Origin of the sequence: Amycolatopsis sp. NPDC051128 (assembly GCF_040682715.1) — a bacterium.
Classification (GTDB): Bacteria; Actinomycetota; Actinomycetes; order Mycobacteriales; family Pseudonocardiaceae; genus Amycolatopsis.
The window spans coordinates 1-15,630 of sequence record NZ_JBFBBN010000094.1 but is presented as its reverse complement, the minus strand read 5'-3'; the positions used below and the strand labels follow the sequence as shown (position 1 = coordinate 15,630).

The following is a 15,630-nucleotide window of genomic DNA, read 5'->3' as shown; positions in this document are numbered from 1 at the left end:
ACCGGCCGACAGATCATTGGCCAGACACCACGGTCGGTGGCGTTCCGAGTCAAACCGGACCGGTGACCTCGCCCCCACATCCTCACAGTGGCGTTGGGTGCGTCGAGCGCACCCAATGTGGCGTTGGGTGCGTCGAGCGCACCCAATGTGGCGTTGGGTGCGTCGAGCGCACCCAATGTGGCGTTCGGTGCTCCTCCCATGCCCCACCGCCACCCTCAACGGAGGCGCTTCGCGCCGCAGTGTCATTCAACGCAACCAACGCCACATTGGGGCGCATGAGACCGGCCGTGGAGAGGCATCGGAAGCTGCCGCGACCAGGCCCGTGAACCCTTTCGCAGCACGGGCCACCCGGCGGTTGGCTGCTGCTCAGCCGACGTGTTCCAGGGAGTGAGCGTCGGCGACCAGGTCCAGCCAGCCCCGCCAGCCCGCCACCGCCGCCGGCTCCGCCCATGGGCGCGTCGTGCGGACCAGGCGGACCCCCGGGCGCGCCAGCCAGCGCAGCAGCACCCCGACCTCCTCCGGCGGCGCGCCGTGCAACGGGCCCGGCTCCGGCAGCACCGTCTCCGCCGACGCCACCAGCGCCTCCACCACCGGCATCGGCGGCACCCCGCGCCGCGCCACGCCCGCCGAGGCCAGCCTGCCGTAGCGGATCACCGCCAGCTCCCAGCCACCCTCGCCGTCCGGGGCCGCCGCGATCAGCTCCCCGATCGACGCCAGCGACGCCTGCCGGTGCGCCCGCCCCAGCGCGCGGATCAACCCCGCCAGCTCGTCCCGGTGCCGCGCCGCCTGCTCGTAGTGCTGCCCCGCCGCCAGCCGCTCCACGTGCGCGGCCGCGGTGTGCAGCGGACGGCCGTCCAGCCCCGCGATCAGCCCCGCCACCGAATCGACCGCCGGACCGTACTCCTCCACGCTCTGCCGCCCCGCGCACGGCGCCCCGCACCGCCCCAGTTCCGCCAGCACACACGGCGTCCCGGCCGGCGACCTCGGCGAGATCCGCTGCGTGCACGTCCGCAACCCCGAAGCACCGGCCAACGTGTCCGCCGTCGCCCGCGCGTCCGCCTGGTTGCGGAACGGGCCCAGCACCCCCGGCCGCGGCAGCCGCACCACCGACAACCGCGGGAACGCCTCGTCCGTCAACCCGATCCACCAGCCCTGGTGCCGGTTCTTCGACCGCCGGTTGTACGCGGGCCGGTGCGCCGCGATCAACCGCAGCTCCCGCACCTCCGCCTCCAGCGCGTGCGAGCACACCACGTGGTCGACGCGCTCCGCCAGCGCCACCATCTCCCGGATCCGGCTCCGTCCCTCCGAACCCGTGAAGTACGTCCGCACCCGCCGCCGCAGGTCCTTCGCCGTGCCGACGTACAGGACCTCGTCCTTCGGCCCCTTGAACAGGTACACCCCCGGCGCCGACGGCAGATCCGCCGCCAGGTGCCGCTTCGCCCGCTGGGCGACCGTCACCTCGGGCAAATACCCCATCAGCTCTTCGAGCGAATGCACCCCCAGATTGCCGACCCGCTCCAGCAAGCCGTGCAGCACGTCGACGGTCGCCCGTGCATCGTCCAGCGCCCGGTGCGTCGGCCGCGTCCGCGCCCCGAACAACAACGCCAGCGCCGTCAGGTTGTACCGCCCCACCTCGTCCCGGGGCACCACCCGCCGCGCCAACCGCACGGTGCACACCACGGTCAGCTTCGGCCACACATAGCCATGCCCCTCACACGCCGCCCGCATGTGCGACGTGTCGAACCCTGAGTTGTGCGCCACCAGCACCGAACCGCCGATGAACTCCAGGAAGGCCGGCAACACCTCCTCGATCGGCGGCGCGTCGTAGACCATCGCCTGCGTGATCCCCGTCAACGACACGATCTGCGGCGGAATCACCATCCCCGGATCCACCAACGTCGCGAACTCACCCAGCACCTCACCCCCACGCACCTTCACCGCACCGATCTCCGTGATCCCCGACGGCCCCGGCGGAGCCCCCGTCGTCTCCAGGTCGAAGACGACAAAAGTCGTGTCCCGCAACGGAGTTCCGAGCTCGTCGAACGCGAGCTGTGCCTGGACCGAACGCATGAGCGAGACCTTAAAGCCCACCCCCGACAGTTTCTGCCGGCGCGCGCCGACGACGTGCGGGTGAGCTGGTTCGGTGCCGGGATGCTGGTCGGGGTGCGGTCCGTGTGGCGCGCGGCGCGGGATGCGGGGGCGGGGCCTACCCTGGACCAATGCACCCGCAGCCGCTCGTGCCGGAGCCGCCAGGGGACCCCGTCGGTCCCTCGGGGGTCGCCGCGCGCCCGGGCCCCGGCGAGGACCCCCTCGACGACTCCGGAGCGGCGCGGCCGGACCCCGCGGCCGACGGCGGCGAGCGGCCCGAACCCGCCAGCTGGCCCGCCCTCCCCGAACCCGTCCGCGACCGCATCGCCGAGCTCTCCGCCGCCGCCGTCGCCAAGCTGCCCACCACCGACGTCCCCCGGCAGCTGCGGCCCGTCGCCAAGTTCGCCCCGGCCAAGCGCGCCAAGCTCGGCGGCGCCGCCCTGCTCACCGCGCTCGGCGAGTCCTCCCAGTTCCGCACCGCCGTCATCGAATGGCTCCGCGAACACCGCACCGACGCCCTCGACCCCAACGCCACCGACTCCGTCGCCGCGGCCGCCGCCGCCGTCCTCCTCGGTGAATCCGGCGCCGCCGGACGCGTCCGGCTCGTCGCGAAGAACGCCGAGGAGAACGCGCTGCGCGCCGAACGTGACGCCGCCCTCGCCCGCACCCAGCGGCTCGAAGCCGAACTCGCCCAGGTCCGCGCCGAACTCACCGAGGCGAAGCAAGCCGCCGAGAACGTCCGCGGCGAGCGCGAAGGCGAAGTCGAGAAGCTCCTGAAGCGCCTTCGCGACCAAGGCGTCCAGCTCCGCCGGGCGAAGGACGCCGCCGAAGCGGTGTCCGCCGACGCCGAACGCGGCTCCGCCGCCCATGCCGACGAGATCGCCGCCCTCACCGCGCAGCTCGACCGCGAACGCCGGCGCGTCGCCCAGGAACGCACCCGCGCCGAACGGGCCGCCGCCGACGCCGAGATCGCCCGCCAGTCCGCCCGCGAAGCCCGGCAGGCCGACGAGGTGCGGCTCGCCCTGCTCATCGACACCATCGACGGCGCCGTCACCGGCCTCCGCCGCGAACTCGCCCTCGGCGCCCGCGGCGCCCGCCCCGCGGACATGGTCCGCGGCGCCACCTCGGGCATCGGCCAGGGCGGCAAGATCGCCGACGTGTCCACCCTGGACCGCTACCTCGCGCTGCCCAACGTGCACCTGATCGTCGACGGCTACAACGTCACCAAGACGGGTTACCCGGAACTCGCCCTCGCCGACCAGCGCGACCGGCTCATCCACCAGCTGTCCGCGCTGGCCGCGCGCACCGCCGCCGAGGTCACCGTCGTCTTCGACGGCGCCGGCGTGCTCTCCGTCCCGGCGTCGGTGCCCCGCGGGGTGCGGGTGCTGTTCTCCGACCGCGGCGTCCTGGCCGACGACGTGATCCGCAACCTCGTCGCGGCCGAGCCCGCGGGCCGGCCGATGGTCGTCGCGACGTCCGACCGCGCGGTCGCCGACTCGGTCCGCGGCGGCGGAGCCCACCCGACGCCCTCCGCGGTCCTCGTCAGCCGCCTCAGCCGGGTCTGACCGACGAAAACTGTCGGTGGTGGCGCCTACCGTGCGGAGCAGGAGTTCCGACGTGAGGAGAACCACATGAGCGACACCCCCGAGCAGTCCGCGGTGGACGTCTCGCACATTTCGGTTTCGGACATCGAGAACCTCGTGGTCGACTGCGACCACTGCGTCGTGCGCGGCATCTCCTGCCACGACTGCGTGGTGAGCGTGCTGCTCGGCGCGCCACCCGCCGTCGTGTGGGACGCCGATGAGCGCCGGGCCGTCGACGCGCTGGCCGAGGCGGGGATGGTGCCACGGCTGCGTCTTGTCGAAGAGCCGGTCCGGCGAACGGCCTGACACACCCGTTTCGTGTCGGCGCGCCGAATGGTCGATCGGATCAGGTGAACGGTAGGTAGTCGAAACGGCGCCGGAGAAACCCCAGCGTGTAACACCTGTCACAGGTTTTCTCTCACCCTGGTCCGATGGTGTTTATCGGCGCTACGGAGAGTTTTTGGCCGAGAGGTAGTGGACGTCGAGGCGGTCTTTTCGTAACCTGTCCGAGATCTCGTGGCCCCCGGCCGTCGATAAGGCGGCGACGCGAGATCGCCGCCGGACGCAGCTTTGTCGGGAAGCTGGGAACCGGAACCACCATCGCGTTGCTTCACCTGTTGCGGCTTTCTCTGTCCGAAGGGGCACTGTCCGAAAGGGCACTGTCCGAAAGGGCACAGTCCGAAAGCGCACGGCCCGCACGCGGTGGGGGACAGCGGCGAAGAGGACTCCCCGACCTCTTCGCGGCCCGGTCCCGTCGGCGGCCGAGACGCAAAGGAGACCCGCGCGACCGTGCAGTCGCATCCAGTCAGGCGCGTGGTGTCAGGTGCCCTCGCAGCGGCTTCGGTGATCATCCTCGTCACCGTGGCCCAGCCGACGGCCATCGCCGCCCCCGTCCCCGTCCTCCAAGTCCCCCCGCCCGCCGGGTCGGACGCCCTCGCCAAGTACCGCGACCTCGCGGCACAGGCCGAAAAGCTCAACGAAGACCTGCTTTCGGCCCAGGACGACCTGAAGAAGAAGCAGGGCGAGCTCGACAAGGCCACCAACGACGTCAACGCGGCGAAGGAACAGGCCGCGCAGGCGTCCGAGAACCAGAAGAAGTACCAGACCGAGGTCGACAAGTTCGCCGGCGCGTCGTTCACCAGCGGCGTCCAGCTCAACAAGCTGTCGGCGCTGCTGGCCGGCACGTCGACGCAGGACTTCCTGGACCGCTCGGCGGCCCTCGAGGTCATCGCGACCGACAAGAACGCCGCGATGGGCAACCTCACCGGCGCCGTCAAGCAGGCCACCGACGCCGCCGACAAGGCGGCCGACGCCGCGAAGCGGGCGACGGACGCCCGTGACGCGGCGGCGAAGCTGACCGAGGACATCAAGTCCAAGAAGAAGACCCTGCAGGACCAGATCGACCAGCTCGAGGCCGCCAACCAGAACCTGAGCACCGCCGACAAGGCCGCTCAGAGGGACCGCGGCGGGTCGGCGCCCACCAGCATCAAGGCGCCCACCGCGGCGGCCCAGGCGGCGGTCAACGCCGCGCTGAGCAAGCTCGGCAGCCCGTACTCCTACGGCAAGACCGGGCCGAACCAGTTCGACTGCTCGGGCCTGACGATGTGGGCCTACGGGCAGGCCGGGATGACCATCCCGCGGACCAGCCGCGAGCAGTCGACCTTCGGCGCCGCGGTGCCGCGGGACCAGCTCCAGCCGGGCGATCTCGTGTTCTTCTATTCGCCCGTTTCGCACGTCGGCATGTACATCGGCGACGGCAAGATGGTGCACGCGCCCGACACCGGTGACGTCGTGAAGATCTCGCCGCTGCAGAGCCAGTACTCGGGAGCACGCCGCCCGACGTCGTGACCCAGGCAGCAACGGAGAAGGGGCGGTGCCGCACACGCGGTGCCGCCCCTTCGCCGTCGGTGTCATCCGAGGCTCCGCCTCGGGCCGGGGGCTTCGCCACCCGGACCCCCGAACGAACAGGTGGCGGCCGCTAGCCTCTGGGGCGTGCTCAAGACCCTGCTCGTGACCAACGACTTCCCGCCCCGGCCCGGGGGGATCCAGAACTACCTGAACTCCCTCGCCACCCGGCTGCCGGCGGACGACCTGGTCGTCTACGCGCCGTCGTGGGAGTCGCGGACGGGGTCGCACGAGGAGTTCGACGCCGAGGCGCCGTTCGAGGTCGTCCGGCACCCGACGTCGCTGATGCTGCCGACGCCGGACGTGCTTCGCCGGGCGAAGCAGATCATGCGCGCGCGAGACTGCGAAGCCGTTTGGTTCGGCGCTGCCGCACCGCTGGCGCTGCTGGGGCATTCGCTGCGCCAGGCCGGTGCGCGGCGCGTCGTCGCGTCCACGCACGGCCACGAGGTCGGCTGGTCCATGCTCCCGGGCTCGCGGCAGGCGCTGCGGCGCATCGGCGGCACCGTGGACGTCGTCACCTACGTCAGCCGGTACACCCGCGGCCGGTTCGCCGCCGCGTTCGGCCCGATGGCCGGGCTGGAGCTGCTGCCGTCCGGGGTGGACACCGAGGTGTTCCGGCCGGATTCCGGCGCTCGCGCGGAGATCCGGGCCCGGCACGGCCTCGGCGACCGGCCGACCGTCGTGTGCGTCTCCCGGCTGGTGCCGCGCAAGGGCCAGGACCAGCTGATCCGCGCGCTGCCGAAGATCCGCGAGCGCGTCCCGGACGCGGCGCTGCTCATCGTCGGCGGCGGCCCGTACCGCCGGACGCTGGCCGGGCTGGTCGCCGGGCTCGGCCTGGAGCGCGACGTCGTGCTCACCGGGTCGGTGCCGTGGGCGGAGCTGCCCGCGCACTACGCCGCGGGGGACGTCTTCGCGATGCCGGCCCGCACCCGGGGCAAGGGCCTCGACGTCGAGGGGCTCGGCATCGTCTACCTGGAGGCGTCGGCGACCGGCCTGCCGGTGGTGGCCGGCAATTCCGGCGGCGCCCCCGAGACGGTGCTCGACGAGGTCACCGGGCACGTCGTCGAGGGCCGGGACGTCGGTCAGCTCGCCGAAACGCTCACCAGTCTGCTCGCGGACCCGGTGCGCGCGCGCCGGATGGGTGCGGCCGGCCGGGAGTGGGTGTCCCGGAACTGGCGGTGGGACGTCCTGGCCGGGCGGCTGGCCGGGCTGCTGGACGGCGACCCGGTGGCTGTCGTCCGCTGAGGGCTCACGGAGTGTAGAGCGCCGGGTGCCGCGGATCGTCGACGCGCACCACGACGTCGGCGAGCGCGCCCGGGTCCACCTCGGCCTCGTAGCGCTCGTACGCCGGGACCGCCCAGGCGTCCGGCACGCGGCGGCGCAGGGCGGCGGGGGAGAGCCACAGGTGCACGGCCAGGTCGAAGGCCAGCCCGGCGCCGAGCAGCAGTTCGCCGTCGACGAGCACGACCCCGCCTTCGGGGACCGGCACGCGCCGGGCGCGGGTGGCGCGGTCGCGCTCGGCGTCCCACAGCGAGGGCAGGATCTCCCCGGAACCCTGTTCTCCCAGCGGGTCGAGGACTTCGCGGCGGAGGGCGCCGAGGTCGAGCCAGTCCGTGTAGCGGGCGTCGGGGTTCGTGCGGCCGTGTTCGAAGCGCAGCGACGCGGGCCGCAGGAAGTCGTGCGCGGAGACGCGCAGTGCCGCGCGGCCGCGCAGGCGCAGCGGGTCGACCAGGGCGTCCGCGAGATCGGCGGTTTCCGTCGCGCCCGCCGCGCCGTCGACGGCGACCGCGATCCGCCGTCGCCCGGCGAGCGCGTCGATCCGTTCGGTCAGTTCTTCGGCCAGGACGGCGGGGGAAATGGGACGGTAGCGCACGGGAGAGAATCCTCCACCCGGGCGGGGCACGGGTTTCGTCGTACCCCGGTGGGAGGATGGCGGCATGACTTCTTCAACGGGGAAGACGGCCGATGTGGGGTGGAACATCGGGGTTTCGCGGACCTTGCCGTACGCGGCCGGGACGGTCTGGGACTTCCTGGTGAGCCGCGAGGGCGTCGCGGTCTGGCTCGGCCCCGGCGCCGAACTGCCGCGCGAAAAGGGCGCGGAATACGAAACGGAGAACGGCACGGTCGGCGAGATCCGCAGTTTCGTCGAGGGTGACCGGGTGCGGCTCACGTGGCGGCCGAGCGACTGGGACCACGACTCCACGGTCCAGGTGCGGCTGAGCGGATCGGGCGCCAAGACCACGCTGCGGTTCCACCAGGAATGGCTCGCGGACGCCGAAGAGCGCGCGGAACAGCGGGCATACTGGGAGGACGTGACCGAGCGCGTCGTGGCGGCACTGGCCGAACGCTGACGCGATGAGCACTGGGGACGACATGACGACCGACGAAATCGTCGAGGTGGCGGAAGACTTCGTGCAGGACGCGCACCTGTTCGCGGAACTGCTGCGCGCGGGCGGCCCGGTACGCCGGGTGCGGCTGCCGCCGCGCGGGCTGCCGTGCTACCTGGTCACCGGGTTCGCGGAGGCGCGGGCGGTGCTGGCCGATCCGCGGCTGCGGAAGAACAGCCAGGGCATCCGTGACCTGTACGAGGCGAAGCTGCCACCGGAGGCCACGCAGGGGAACCTGGGGCAGGACCTGAGCTGGCACATGCTCAACTCCGACCCGCCGGACCACACGCGGCTGCGGAAGCTGGTGAACAAGGCGTTCACCAGCCGGACGGTGGCCCGGCTGCGGCCGCGGGTCGAGGAGATCACCGCGGAACTGCTCGACGCGCTGGCCGGGCAGGAGAAGGCCGACCTGGTGCCGTCGTTCGCCGCGCCGCTGCCGATCACGGTGATCTGCGAGCTGCTCGGGGTGCGGGAGGAAGACCGCGCGGACTTCTCCGGCTGGTCCAAGACGCTGCTGAGCGCGCCGGTGCGGCCGGAGGAGATGCAGGCCGCGGCGCAGAACATGCTCGCCTACCTCACCGCGCTGATCGCGCAGAAGCGCGCCGAGCCCGCCGAGGACCTGCTGTCGGATCTGGTGCACGCGAGCGACGACGGCGACTCGCTGTCCGAGCCCGAACTGGTGTCGATGGCGTTCCTCCTCCTGGTCGCCGGCCACGAGACCACGGTCAACCTGATCGCCAACGGCGTGCTGGCGCTGTTGCGCGAGCCGGAGCAGCTGGCCCGGCTGCGCGCGGAGCCGGCGTTGCTGCCCGGCGCGGTCGAGGAGTTCCTGCGCTTCGACGGCCCGATCAACCTCGCCACGCTGCGGTTCACCGCCGAACCGGTGGAGGTCGGTGGCGTGACGATCCCGGCGGGCGAGTTCGTGCTGGCCTCGTTGCTGGGCGCGAACCGGGACACGGAGCGGTTCCCGGAGCCGGACCGGCTCGACATCACCCGCGCGGCGGGCGGGCACCTGGCGTTCGGGCACGGCATCCACTACTGCGTCGGCGCGCCCCTGGCCCGGCTGGAGGCCGAGATCGCGCTGGGCGGGCTGCTGGCCCGGTTCCCGGCCCTCGCGCTGGACGCGAAGCCGGACGAGCTGGTCTACCGGCCGAGTTCGCTGGTGCACGGCTTGGAGGCGCTGCCGGTCCGGTTGCGCTGACGACGTCCTCCCACCACCCTCGGCGAAGGAGCTTCGCTCCGCTTGTTTTAATCGGCGAATGGACTCCGCCGACCTGCTCGCCCTGGACGCCCAGCACGTGTGGCACCCCTACGCGCCGATGCCGGCGAAGGTGCCTTCGCTGCTGGTGACCGAGGCGAGCGGCGTGCGGCTGAAGCTCGCCGACGGCCGGGAACTGGTCGACGGGATGTCGTCGTGGTGGGCGGCCATCCACGGCTACCGGCACCCGGTGCTCGACGCCGCGCTCGCCGGGCAGGCCGGGCGGATGAGCCACGTCATGTTCGGGGGCCTGACGCACGAACCGGCGATCACGCTGGCGAAGACCCTGGTCGACCTGACGCCGGACGGGCTCGAGCACGTCTTCCTCTGCGACTCCGGCTCGGTTTCGGTCGAGGTCGCCGCGAAGATGTGCCTGCAGTACCAGCGTTCGCGCGGCAAGGACGGGAAGCGGAAGCTGCTCACCTGGCGCGGCGGCTACCACGGCGACACCTTCACGCCGATGAGCGTGTGCGACCCCGAGGGCGGCATGCACTCGCTGTGGCGGGGCGTGCTGCCCGAACAGGTCTTCGTGCCGGCTCCGCCGTCCGGCTTCGACACCCCGCCGGACGAGTCCTATGTGGACACCCTCGCCGACGCGATCGCCGCGCACGCCGGGGAACTGGCCGCCGTGATCGTCGAGCCGGTGGTGCAGGGGGCCGGCGGGATGCGGTTCCACCACCCCGCCTACCTGCGCGCGCTGCGGGAACTCACCGAGGCGCACGACGTGCTGCTGATCTTCGACGAGATCGCGACCGGGTTCGGCCGCACCGGCGCGCTGTTCGCCGCCGGGCACGCGGGCGTGACGCCGGACGTGCTCTGCCTCGGCAAGGCGCTGACCGGCGGCTACCTGAGCATGGCGGCGACGCTGTGCACGCCGGAGGTCGCGGCGGGGATTTCGCGCGGCGCCCTCCCGGTCCTCGCCCACGGTCCGACGTTCATGGGCAACCCGCTCGCCTCGGCGGTCGCGAACGCCTCGCTCGGCCTGCTCGCCGGCGGCGGCTGGCGCCACGACGTCACCCGGCTCGAGAAAGGGCTGCTGGACGGCCTCGCCCCGGCGCGCGACCTGGGTTCCGTCGTCGACGTGCGGGTGCTGGGCGGGATCGGCGTGCTGCAGCTCGACCACCCGGTGGACCTGGCGGTGGCGACCCAGGTGGTCACCGAGCACGGCGCTTGGCTGCGGCCGTTCCGGGACCTCGTGTACGCGATGCCGCCGTACGTTTCGAGCGACGCGGACCTCGCCGTGATCACCGGCGCGATGCTCGCGGTCGCCGCCAAGGCCTGAATTCAGCACATCGGGTGTGACCACGGGCACACCGGGACCCGAAGGCTCTCATCGTCGCGCACCGTGCCGGAGCAAGATCGGCGCCACGCGAACGGCGGAAGCGGCAGTGCGGCTTTGCCTGAAAGTCCGATACACCGCGTTGACCCGGCACCTCGGTGAACGTGAGAAATGCTTGCGTAGCAGACATTTCGCGGGGTTTCGGCGATCCTGCCCCCATGATCGAGATCGTTCGTGGCGAGCACGACACCGGCCCCCCGTCCCGCCGTACCAAGTCCTCCGGAAGCCGGCCCCGGACCGGCGGGCAAGCGCCCCCGGACCTCCGGAAGCGCAGGCTGGAGAACCTCAACCACGATTTCTTCGCTTCGATAGTCGTCTTCCTCGTCGCCGTCCCCCTGTCCCTCGGCGTGGCCTTCGCCGCCGGGGCGCCGCTGCTCTCGGGCCTGATCTCCGCCGTCGTCGGCGGGCTGGTCGCGAGCGTCTTCGGCGGATCGCCGCTACAGGTCAGCGGCCCGTCCGCCGCCCTCACCGTGGTGCTGGCCGACACGATCGCCACCCACGGCTGGCCGGTCACCTGCGCGATCACCGTCGCCGCCGGCCTGCTCCAGATCCTCTTCGGCCTCACCCGGGCCGCCCGCGCCGCGCTCGCCGTGTCGCCGGCCATCGTGCACGGCCTGCTGGCCGGCATCGGCGTCACGCTCGTGCTCGGCCAGCTGCACGTCGTGCTCGGCGGCTCGGCGCAGGGCTCGGCGCTCGCCAACGTCCTCGCCCTGCCGGCGCAGGTCGCCGGGCACCACGACAAGGCCGTGCTGGTCGGCGTGGTCACGCTCGCCGTGCTGCTGGCCTGGCCCCGGCTCCCGCGCCTGGTGCGCCGCGTGCCCGCCCCGCTGGCCGCCGTCGCGCTGGCCACCGGCCTGGCCGTCGCCACCCGGCTGACCCTGCCGCGCGTCGACCTCCCCGGCGGGCTGCCGCCCCTGCACGTCGTGCCGCGGCTGCCGGACGGCGGCTGGAGCGGGTTCGCGCTCGCCGCCGTCACCATCGCGCTGATCGCCGGGCTGGAAAGCCTGCTGTCCGCGGTTTCCGTGGACAAGCTCCGCGGCGGCTCGCGCACCGACCTCGACCGTGAGCTGATCGGGCAGGGCGCGGCGAACGTCGCCGCCGGCGCGCTCGGCGGGTTCCCGGTCACCGGCGTCGTCGTGCGCAGCATGACCAACTACGAGGCGGGGGCGCGCACCCGGGCGTCGGCGGTCCTGCACTGCGGCTGGATCCTCGCCGCCTGCCTGCTGTTCACCGGGGTGCTGCGGCTGATCCCCCTGGCCGTGCTCGCCGCGCTGCTCGTGTACGTCGGGGCGAAGCTCGTCAACGTCCCGGCGATCAAGGAGGTCCGGCGCCACGGCGACCTGCCGGTGTACGCCGTCACACTCGCCGGCGCGGTGGCCGTCAACCTGCTCACCGGCGTCGCGGCCGGGATCCTGCTGGCGCTCGCGCTGATGCTGCGGCGGATGATCTTCTCCGGGATTCGCGTCGACAAGGAGGGCGACCGCCACCGCGTCGTCATCGAGGGCGCGCTGACGTTCCTGTCCGTGCCGCGGCTGACCCGCGTGCTCGCCGAGGTCCCGTCGCACGCCGCGGTCACCCTCGAACTGCTCGTCGACTTCCTCGACCACGCCGCGTTCGACTGCCTGCGCGGCTGGCAGCGGGCGCACGCCGGGCCGGTGACGGTCGACGAGATCGGGCACCCGTGGTTCGGCCGCGGCAGCTCGGGCGCGCCGACCGTGCGCCGCAGCGTCGCCGCGCGCGTCGTGCCGCGGTGGCTCGCGCCGTGGTCGGAGTGGCAGGCCGAGCACGTCGGGCTGCCCGCCCAGCGCACGGCCGGCTCCCTGCTGCGCCGGGGCGCCTCGGAGTTCCACCGCCGCACCGCGCCGCTGCTGCGTGACACGTGGAGCGACCTGGCGCACGGCCAGCAGCCGCACACGCTGTTCATCACCTGCGGGGACGCGCGGATCGTGCCGAACCTGATCACCACCAGCGGGCCGGGCGACCTGTTCACCGTGCGGAACATCGGCAACCTCGTGCCGCCCGCGGACGGCAGCGATTCGTCGGTCGGCGCGGCGATCGAGTACGCCGTCGGCGTGCTCGGCGTCGCCGAGATCGTGGTGTGCGGGCATTCCGGCTGCGGCGCGATGAAGGCATTGCTGGGTCAGGCGCCCGACGGCCTCGAGCAGCTCGGCAGCTGGCTGCGCCACGGCGAGGCGACGCTGCTGCGCCGCAGCCGTGAGGCGGCGCTGCTGGTCGGCGGCACGCGGCCGGCCGCCGAGGCCGACCAGCTCGCGCTGCAGAACGTGGTGCAGCAGCTGGAAACCCTGCGCGGCTACCCGGTGGTCGCCGCGGCGCTCGACCGCGGCGCGCTGCGGCTCACCGGGATGTACTTCGACGTCGGCGCCGCCCAAGTGTCCCTTTTGGACGGTGCGACGCGCGGGTTCGTCCCCGCCGTGGCGCTGGAGCACTGATCGAGGCACGGAGGTCGCTTCCGGAGGCGGCCTCCGCCGTGGTCGGGGAGGTGCTTCCCGGACGGCGAGAGCGAGATCACTCTTCGCGTCCGCCCGGCTACCGCACTCCCTTCGGCGGAGTGCCGTCAGTCAACCTCTCGGCTGCTGGAAACCCTTATATAGCCCGAGATTCACCTGTCGCTTGACAGGTCAGACGCGTGTTACAGGGATGTTAACGCGATGTCCGATTTATGACAAAAGGGTGAAAAACGGCCAGTTGTCCACTCGAATGAGTCGAACATAGCGGACAAATCACTCAATTTCCGGTTCCATGGTGATCATGAGACCCCTCGCCGTGCTCCGACACGACCTGCCGGCCTCACTGGTCGTCTTCCTCGTCGCAGTCCCCCTGTCCCTCGGCATCGCCCTCGCTTCGGGCGCGCCGGTCGCCGCCGGCCTCGTCGCCGCGGTCGTCGGCGGCATCGTCGCCGGCTCGCTCGGCGGCTCCGCGCTCCAAGTGAGCGGGCCCGCCGCCGGCCTGACCGTCGTCATGGCCGAAACCATCCAAACCTTCGGATGGGTCGTCACCTGCGCGATCACCGTCGCCGCGGGTGCGTGCCAGATCCTGCTGGGGCTGAGCCGCATCGCCCGCGCCGCCCTGGCCATCTCGCCGGCCATCGTGCACGGCATGCTGGCCGGCATCGGCGTCACGATCGTGCTCGGCCAGCTGCACGTCATCCTCGGCGGCAAGGCCCAGAGCTCGGCGCTGGAGAACATCGCCGAGCTGCCGGCCCAGATCGTCGCCCACCACGACTCCGCCACCATCGTCGGCGTGCTCACCATCGCCGTCCTGCTGATCTGGCCGAGGCTGCCCGAAGCCGTCCGCAAGGTGCCCGGGCCCCTCGTCGCGATCGCGGTGGCCACGGTGGTGTCGGTGGTGTTCGCGATGACGCTGCCGCGCGTCGAACTGCCCGGCGACCTGCTGAACATCCACCTCGTCCCGCAGCTGCCGGACGGCGGCTGGGGCGGGTTCGCGCTCGCCGTCGTCACCATCGCCCTGATCGCCAGCGTGGAGAGCCTGCTCTCGGCGGTCGCGGTGGACCGGATGCACAACGGGCCGCGCGCCAACCTCAACCGCGAACTGGTCGGCCAAGGCGCGGCCAACATGCTGTCCGGCGCCTTCGGTGGGCTGCCGGTCACCGGCGTCATCGTCCGCAGCTCCACCAACGTCACCGCCGGGGCGAAGTCCCGGGCGTCGGCGGTGCTGCACGGCGTCTGGGTGCTGCTGTTCGTCGTCCTGCTCGCCGGGCTGATCCAGAGCATTCCCCTGGCGGCGCTGGCCGGTCTGCTGGTGCACGTCGGCGCGAAGCTGGTCAACCCCGGGCACATGAAGACCGTCCTCGCCCACGGCGACCTGCCGGTCTACCTGCTCACCCTCGGCGGCGTCGTCGTGTTCGACCTGCTCACCGGCGTGCTCGCCGGGATCGGGCTGGCATTGGTGCTGATGCTGCGTCGCACGGTCTGGTCCGGCATCCACGTCGAACGCGAGGGCGACGCCTGGCGCGTGGTCGTCGAAGGCGTCCTGACGTTCCTGTCGGTGCCGCGGCTGTCGCGCATCCTCGGCAACGTGCCGGCGGGGGCGCCGGTGCGGCTGGAACTGGTCGTCGACTACCTCGACCACGCCGCCTTCGAAAGCCTCCACACCTGGCAGGGGGCGCACGAGCGCGCCGGCGGCACCGTGGACATCGACGAGGTCGGCCACCCGTGGTTCGGCGAGGGCAAGGCCGGCCGCCCGACGCGGTCCCGGATCGCCGCGAGCCGCGCGGTGCCGCGCTGGCTCGCCCCCTGGTCGGAGTGGCAGGCGGCCGAAGGGGTCGACATCCCGGCCCAGCAGACCCGCCGCGGCGCCACCGAGTTCCACCGGCGCGCGGCACCGCTGCTGCGCGACACGCTGTCCGGGCTCGCGGACGGCCAGCGGCCCCGCACCCTCTTCATCACGTGCGGGGACTCCCGGATCGTGCCGAACCTGATCACCACCAGCGGACCCGGCGACCTGTTCACCATCCGCAACATCGGCAACCTCGTCCCGCCCGGGCAGGCCGACGCGTCGATGAACGCGTCCATCGAGTACGCCGTGGGCGTGCTGGGTGTCGAGGAGATCGTGGTGTGCGGTCACTCGAGCTGCGGGGCGATGGCGGCCCTCGCCGACGGCCCGCCACCGGGCCCGCTGTCGGTCTGGCTCCGCCACGCGGAGCCGAGCGCGCACCGGCTCGGCTCGGCCACGCTGGACGGCGCGGTCCCCGACCGGGACGGTGACAGGCTCGCCCTGCACAACGTGCTCCAGCAGCTGGAGCACCTGCGCGAGTACCCATCGGTGGCGGCGGCGGAGTCGGCCGGGAAGCTTCAGCTGACCGGCATGTACTTCCACGTCGGCGACGCCCAGGTGTACCTGTTCGACGCCGCCGGGCGGACGTTCCGGCCGGCCGGGGCCCCGGTGGCGGTGCCGGGCGCCTGACCGCCGGCACGCGGGCCGCGCGCGTCCGAGCGCGGCCGCCGGGGGCGCCGCCGGGGCGGGGGACACATGTTGGTGGGCCCGGGGCAACTGGGGGGGGGCGGGGCGAGGGGAGCGGGGGGGGCAGAC

General features: G+C 72.8%; 11 protein-coding genes. 9 read left to right on the top strand and 2 right to left on the bottom strand.

Features of this window, described 5'->3' with window-relative positions; all coding sequences use genetic code 11:
- Window positions 1-366: 366 nt before the first annotated feature.
- Complete coding sequence (locus tag AB0M82_RS45530; RefSeq protein WP_364736039.1) at window positions 367-2,070, bottom strand: DEDD exonuclease domain-containing protein; 1,704 nt, start codon at window positions 2,068-2,070, stop codon at window positions 367-369.
- 149 nt (window positions 2,071-2,219) lie between these two features.
- Between AB0M82_RS45530 and AB0M82_RS45525 the strand changes: the two genes are divergently transcribed.
- The 4 genes from AB0M82_RS45525 (at window position 2,220) to AB0M82_RS45510 (ending at window position 6,821) form a co-directional block, all read left to right on the top strand.
- Entirely contained in the window at window positions 2,220-3,653 is a 1,434-nt protein-coding gene (locus tag AB0M82_RS45525; RefSeq protein ID WP_364736036.1) for an NYN domain-containing protein, read from the top strand.
- 66 nt (window positions 3,654-3,719) lie between these two features.
- Entirely contained in the window at window positions 3,720-3,977 is a 258-nt protein-coding gene (locus AB0M82_RS45520; RefSeq protein WP_364736033.1) for a hypothetical protein, read from the top strand.
- 483 nt (window positions 3,978-4,460) lie between these two features.
- Entirely contained in the window at window positions 4,461-5,519 is a 1,059-nt protein-coding gene (locus AB0M82_RS45515) for an NlpC/P60 family protein (RefSeq protein ID WP_364736030.1), read from the top strand.
- Window positions 5,520-5,663: 144 nt separating this feature from the next.
- Window positions 5,664-6,821, top strand: a complete 1,158-nt coding sequence (locus AB0M82_RS45510) for a glycosyltransferase family 4 protein (RefSeq protein WP_364736027.1) — start codon at window positions 5,664-5,666, stop codon at window positions 6,819-6,821.
- A gap of 4 nt (window positions 6,822-6,825) precedes the next feature.
- Here the strand turns inward: AB0M82_RS45510 and AB0M82_RS45505 are convergent, their stop codons facing one another.
- Window positions 6,826-7,449: a uridine kinase gene (locus tag AB0M82_RS45505; protein WP_364736024.1), complete on the bottom strand. Its 624-nt coding sequence runs from the start codon at window positions 7,447-7,449 to the stop codon at window positions 6,826-6,828.
- Between the two features lie 64 nt (window positions 7,450-7,513).
- Here AB0M82_RS45505 and AB0M82_RS45500 point away from each other — a divergent pair, with 64 nt between their 5' ends.
- The 5 genes from AB0M82_RS45500 to AB0M82_RS45480 all read left to right on the top strand — a co-directional run bounded on the left by AB0M82_RS45500 (window position 7,514) and on the right by AB0M82_RS45480 (window position 15,504).
- The gene (locus AB0M82_RS45500; RefSeq protein ID WP_364736021.1) at window positions 7,514-7,927 is read left to right on the top strand and encodes an SRPBCC domain-containing protein; all 414 of its coding nucleotides are present in this window, start codon (window positions 7,514-7,516) and stop codon (window positions 7,925-7,927) included.
- A gap of 22 nt (window positions 7,928-7,949) precedes the next feature.
- A complete protein-coding gene (locus tag AB0M82_RS45495; RefSeq protein ID WP_364736042.1) occupies window positions 7,950-9,164 on the top strand; it encodes a cytochrome P450 in 1,215 nt (404 codons plus the stop codon).
- A 58-nt stretch (window positions 9,165-9,222) separates the two neighbouring features.
- The gene (locus AB0M82_RS45490) at window positions 9,223-10,503 is read left to right on the top strand and encodes an adenosylmethionine--8-amino-7-oxononanoate transaminase (RefSeq protein ID WP_364736018.1); all 1,281 of its coding nucleotides are present in this window, start codon (window positions 9,223-9,225) and stop codon (window positions 10,501-10,503) included.
- Between the two features lie 215 nt (window positions 10,504-10,718).
- Window positions 10,719-13,010 carry a SulP family inorganic anion transporter gene (locus AB0M82_RS45485; protein WP_364736015.1) on the top strand — a complete coding sequence of 764 codons (2,292 nt, stop codon included), beginning with the start codon at window positions 10,719-10,721 and terminating at the stop codon, window positions 13,008-13,010.
- A gap of 310 nt (window positions 13,011-13,320) precedes the next feature.
- Window positions 13,321-15,504 carry a bifunctional SulP family inorganic anion transporter/carbonic anhydrase gene (locus AB0M82_RS45480; RefSeq protein WP_364736012.1) on the top strand — a complete coding sequence of 728 codons (2,184 nt, stop codon included), beginning with the start codon at window positions 13,321-13,323 and terminating at the stop codon, window positions 15,502-15,504.
- The last annotated feature ends 126 nt before the right edge of the window (window positions 15,505-15,630 follow it).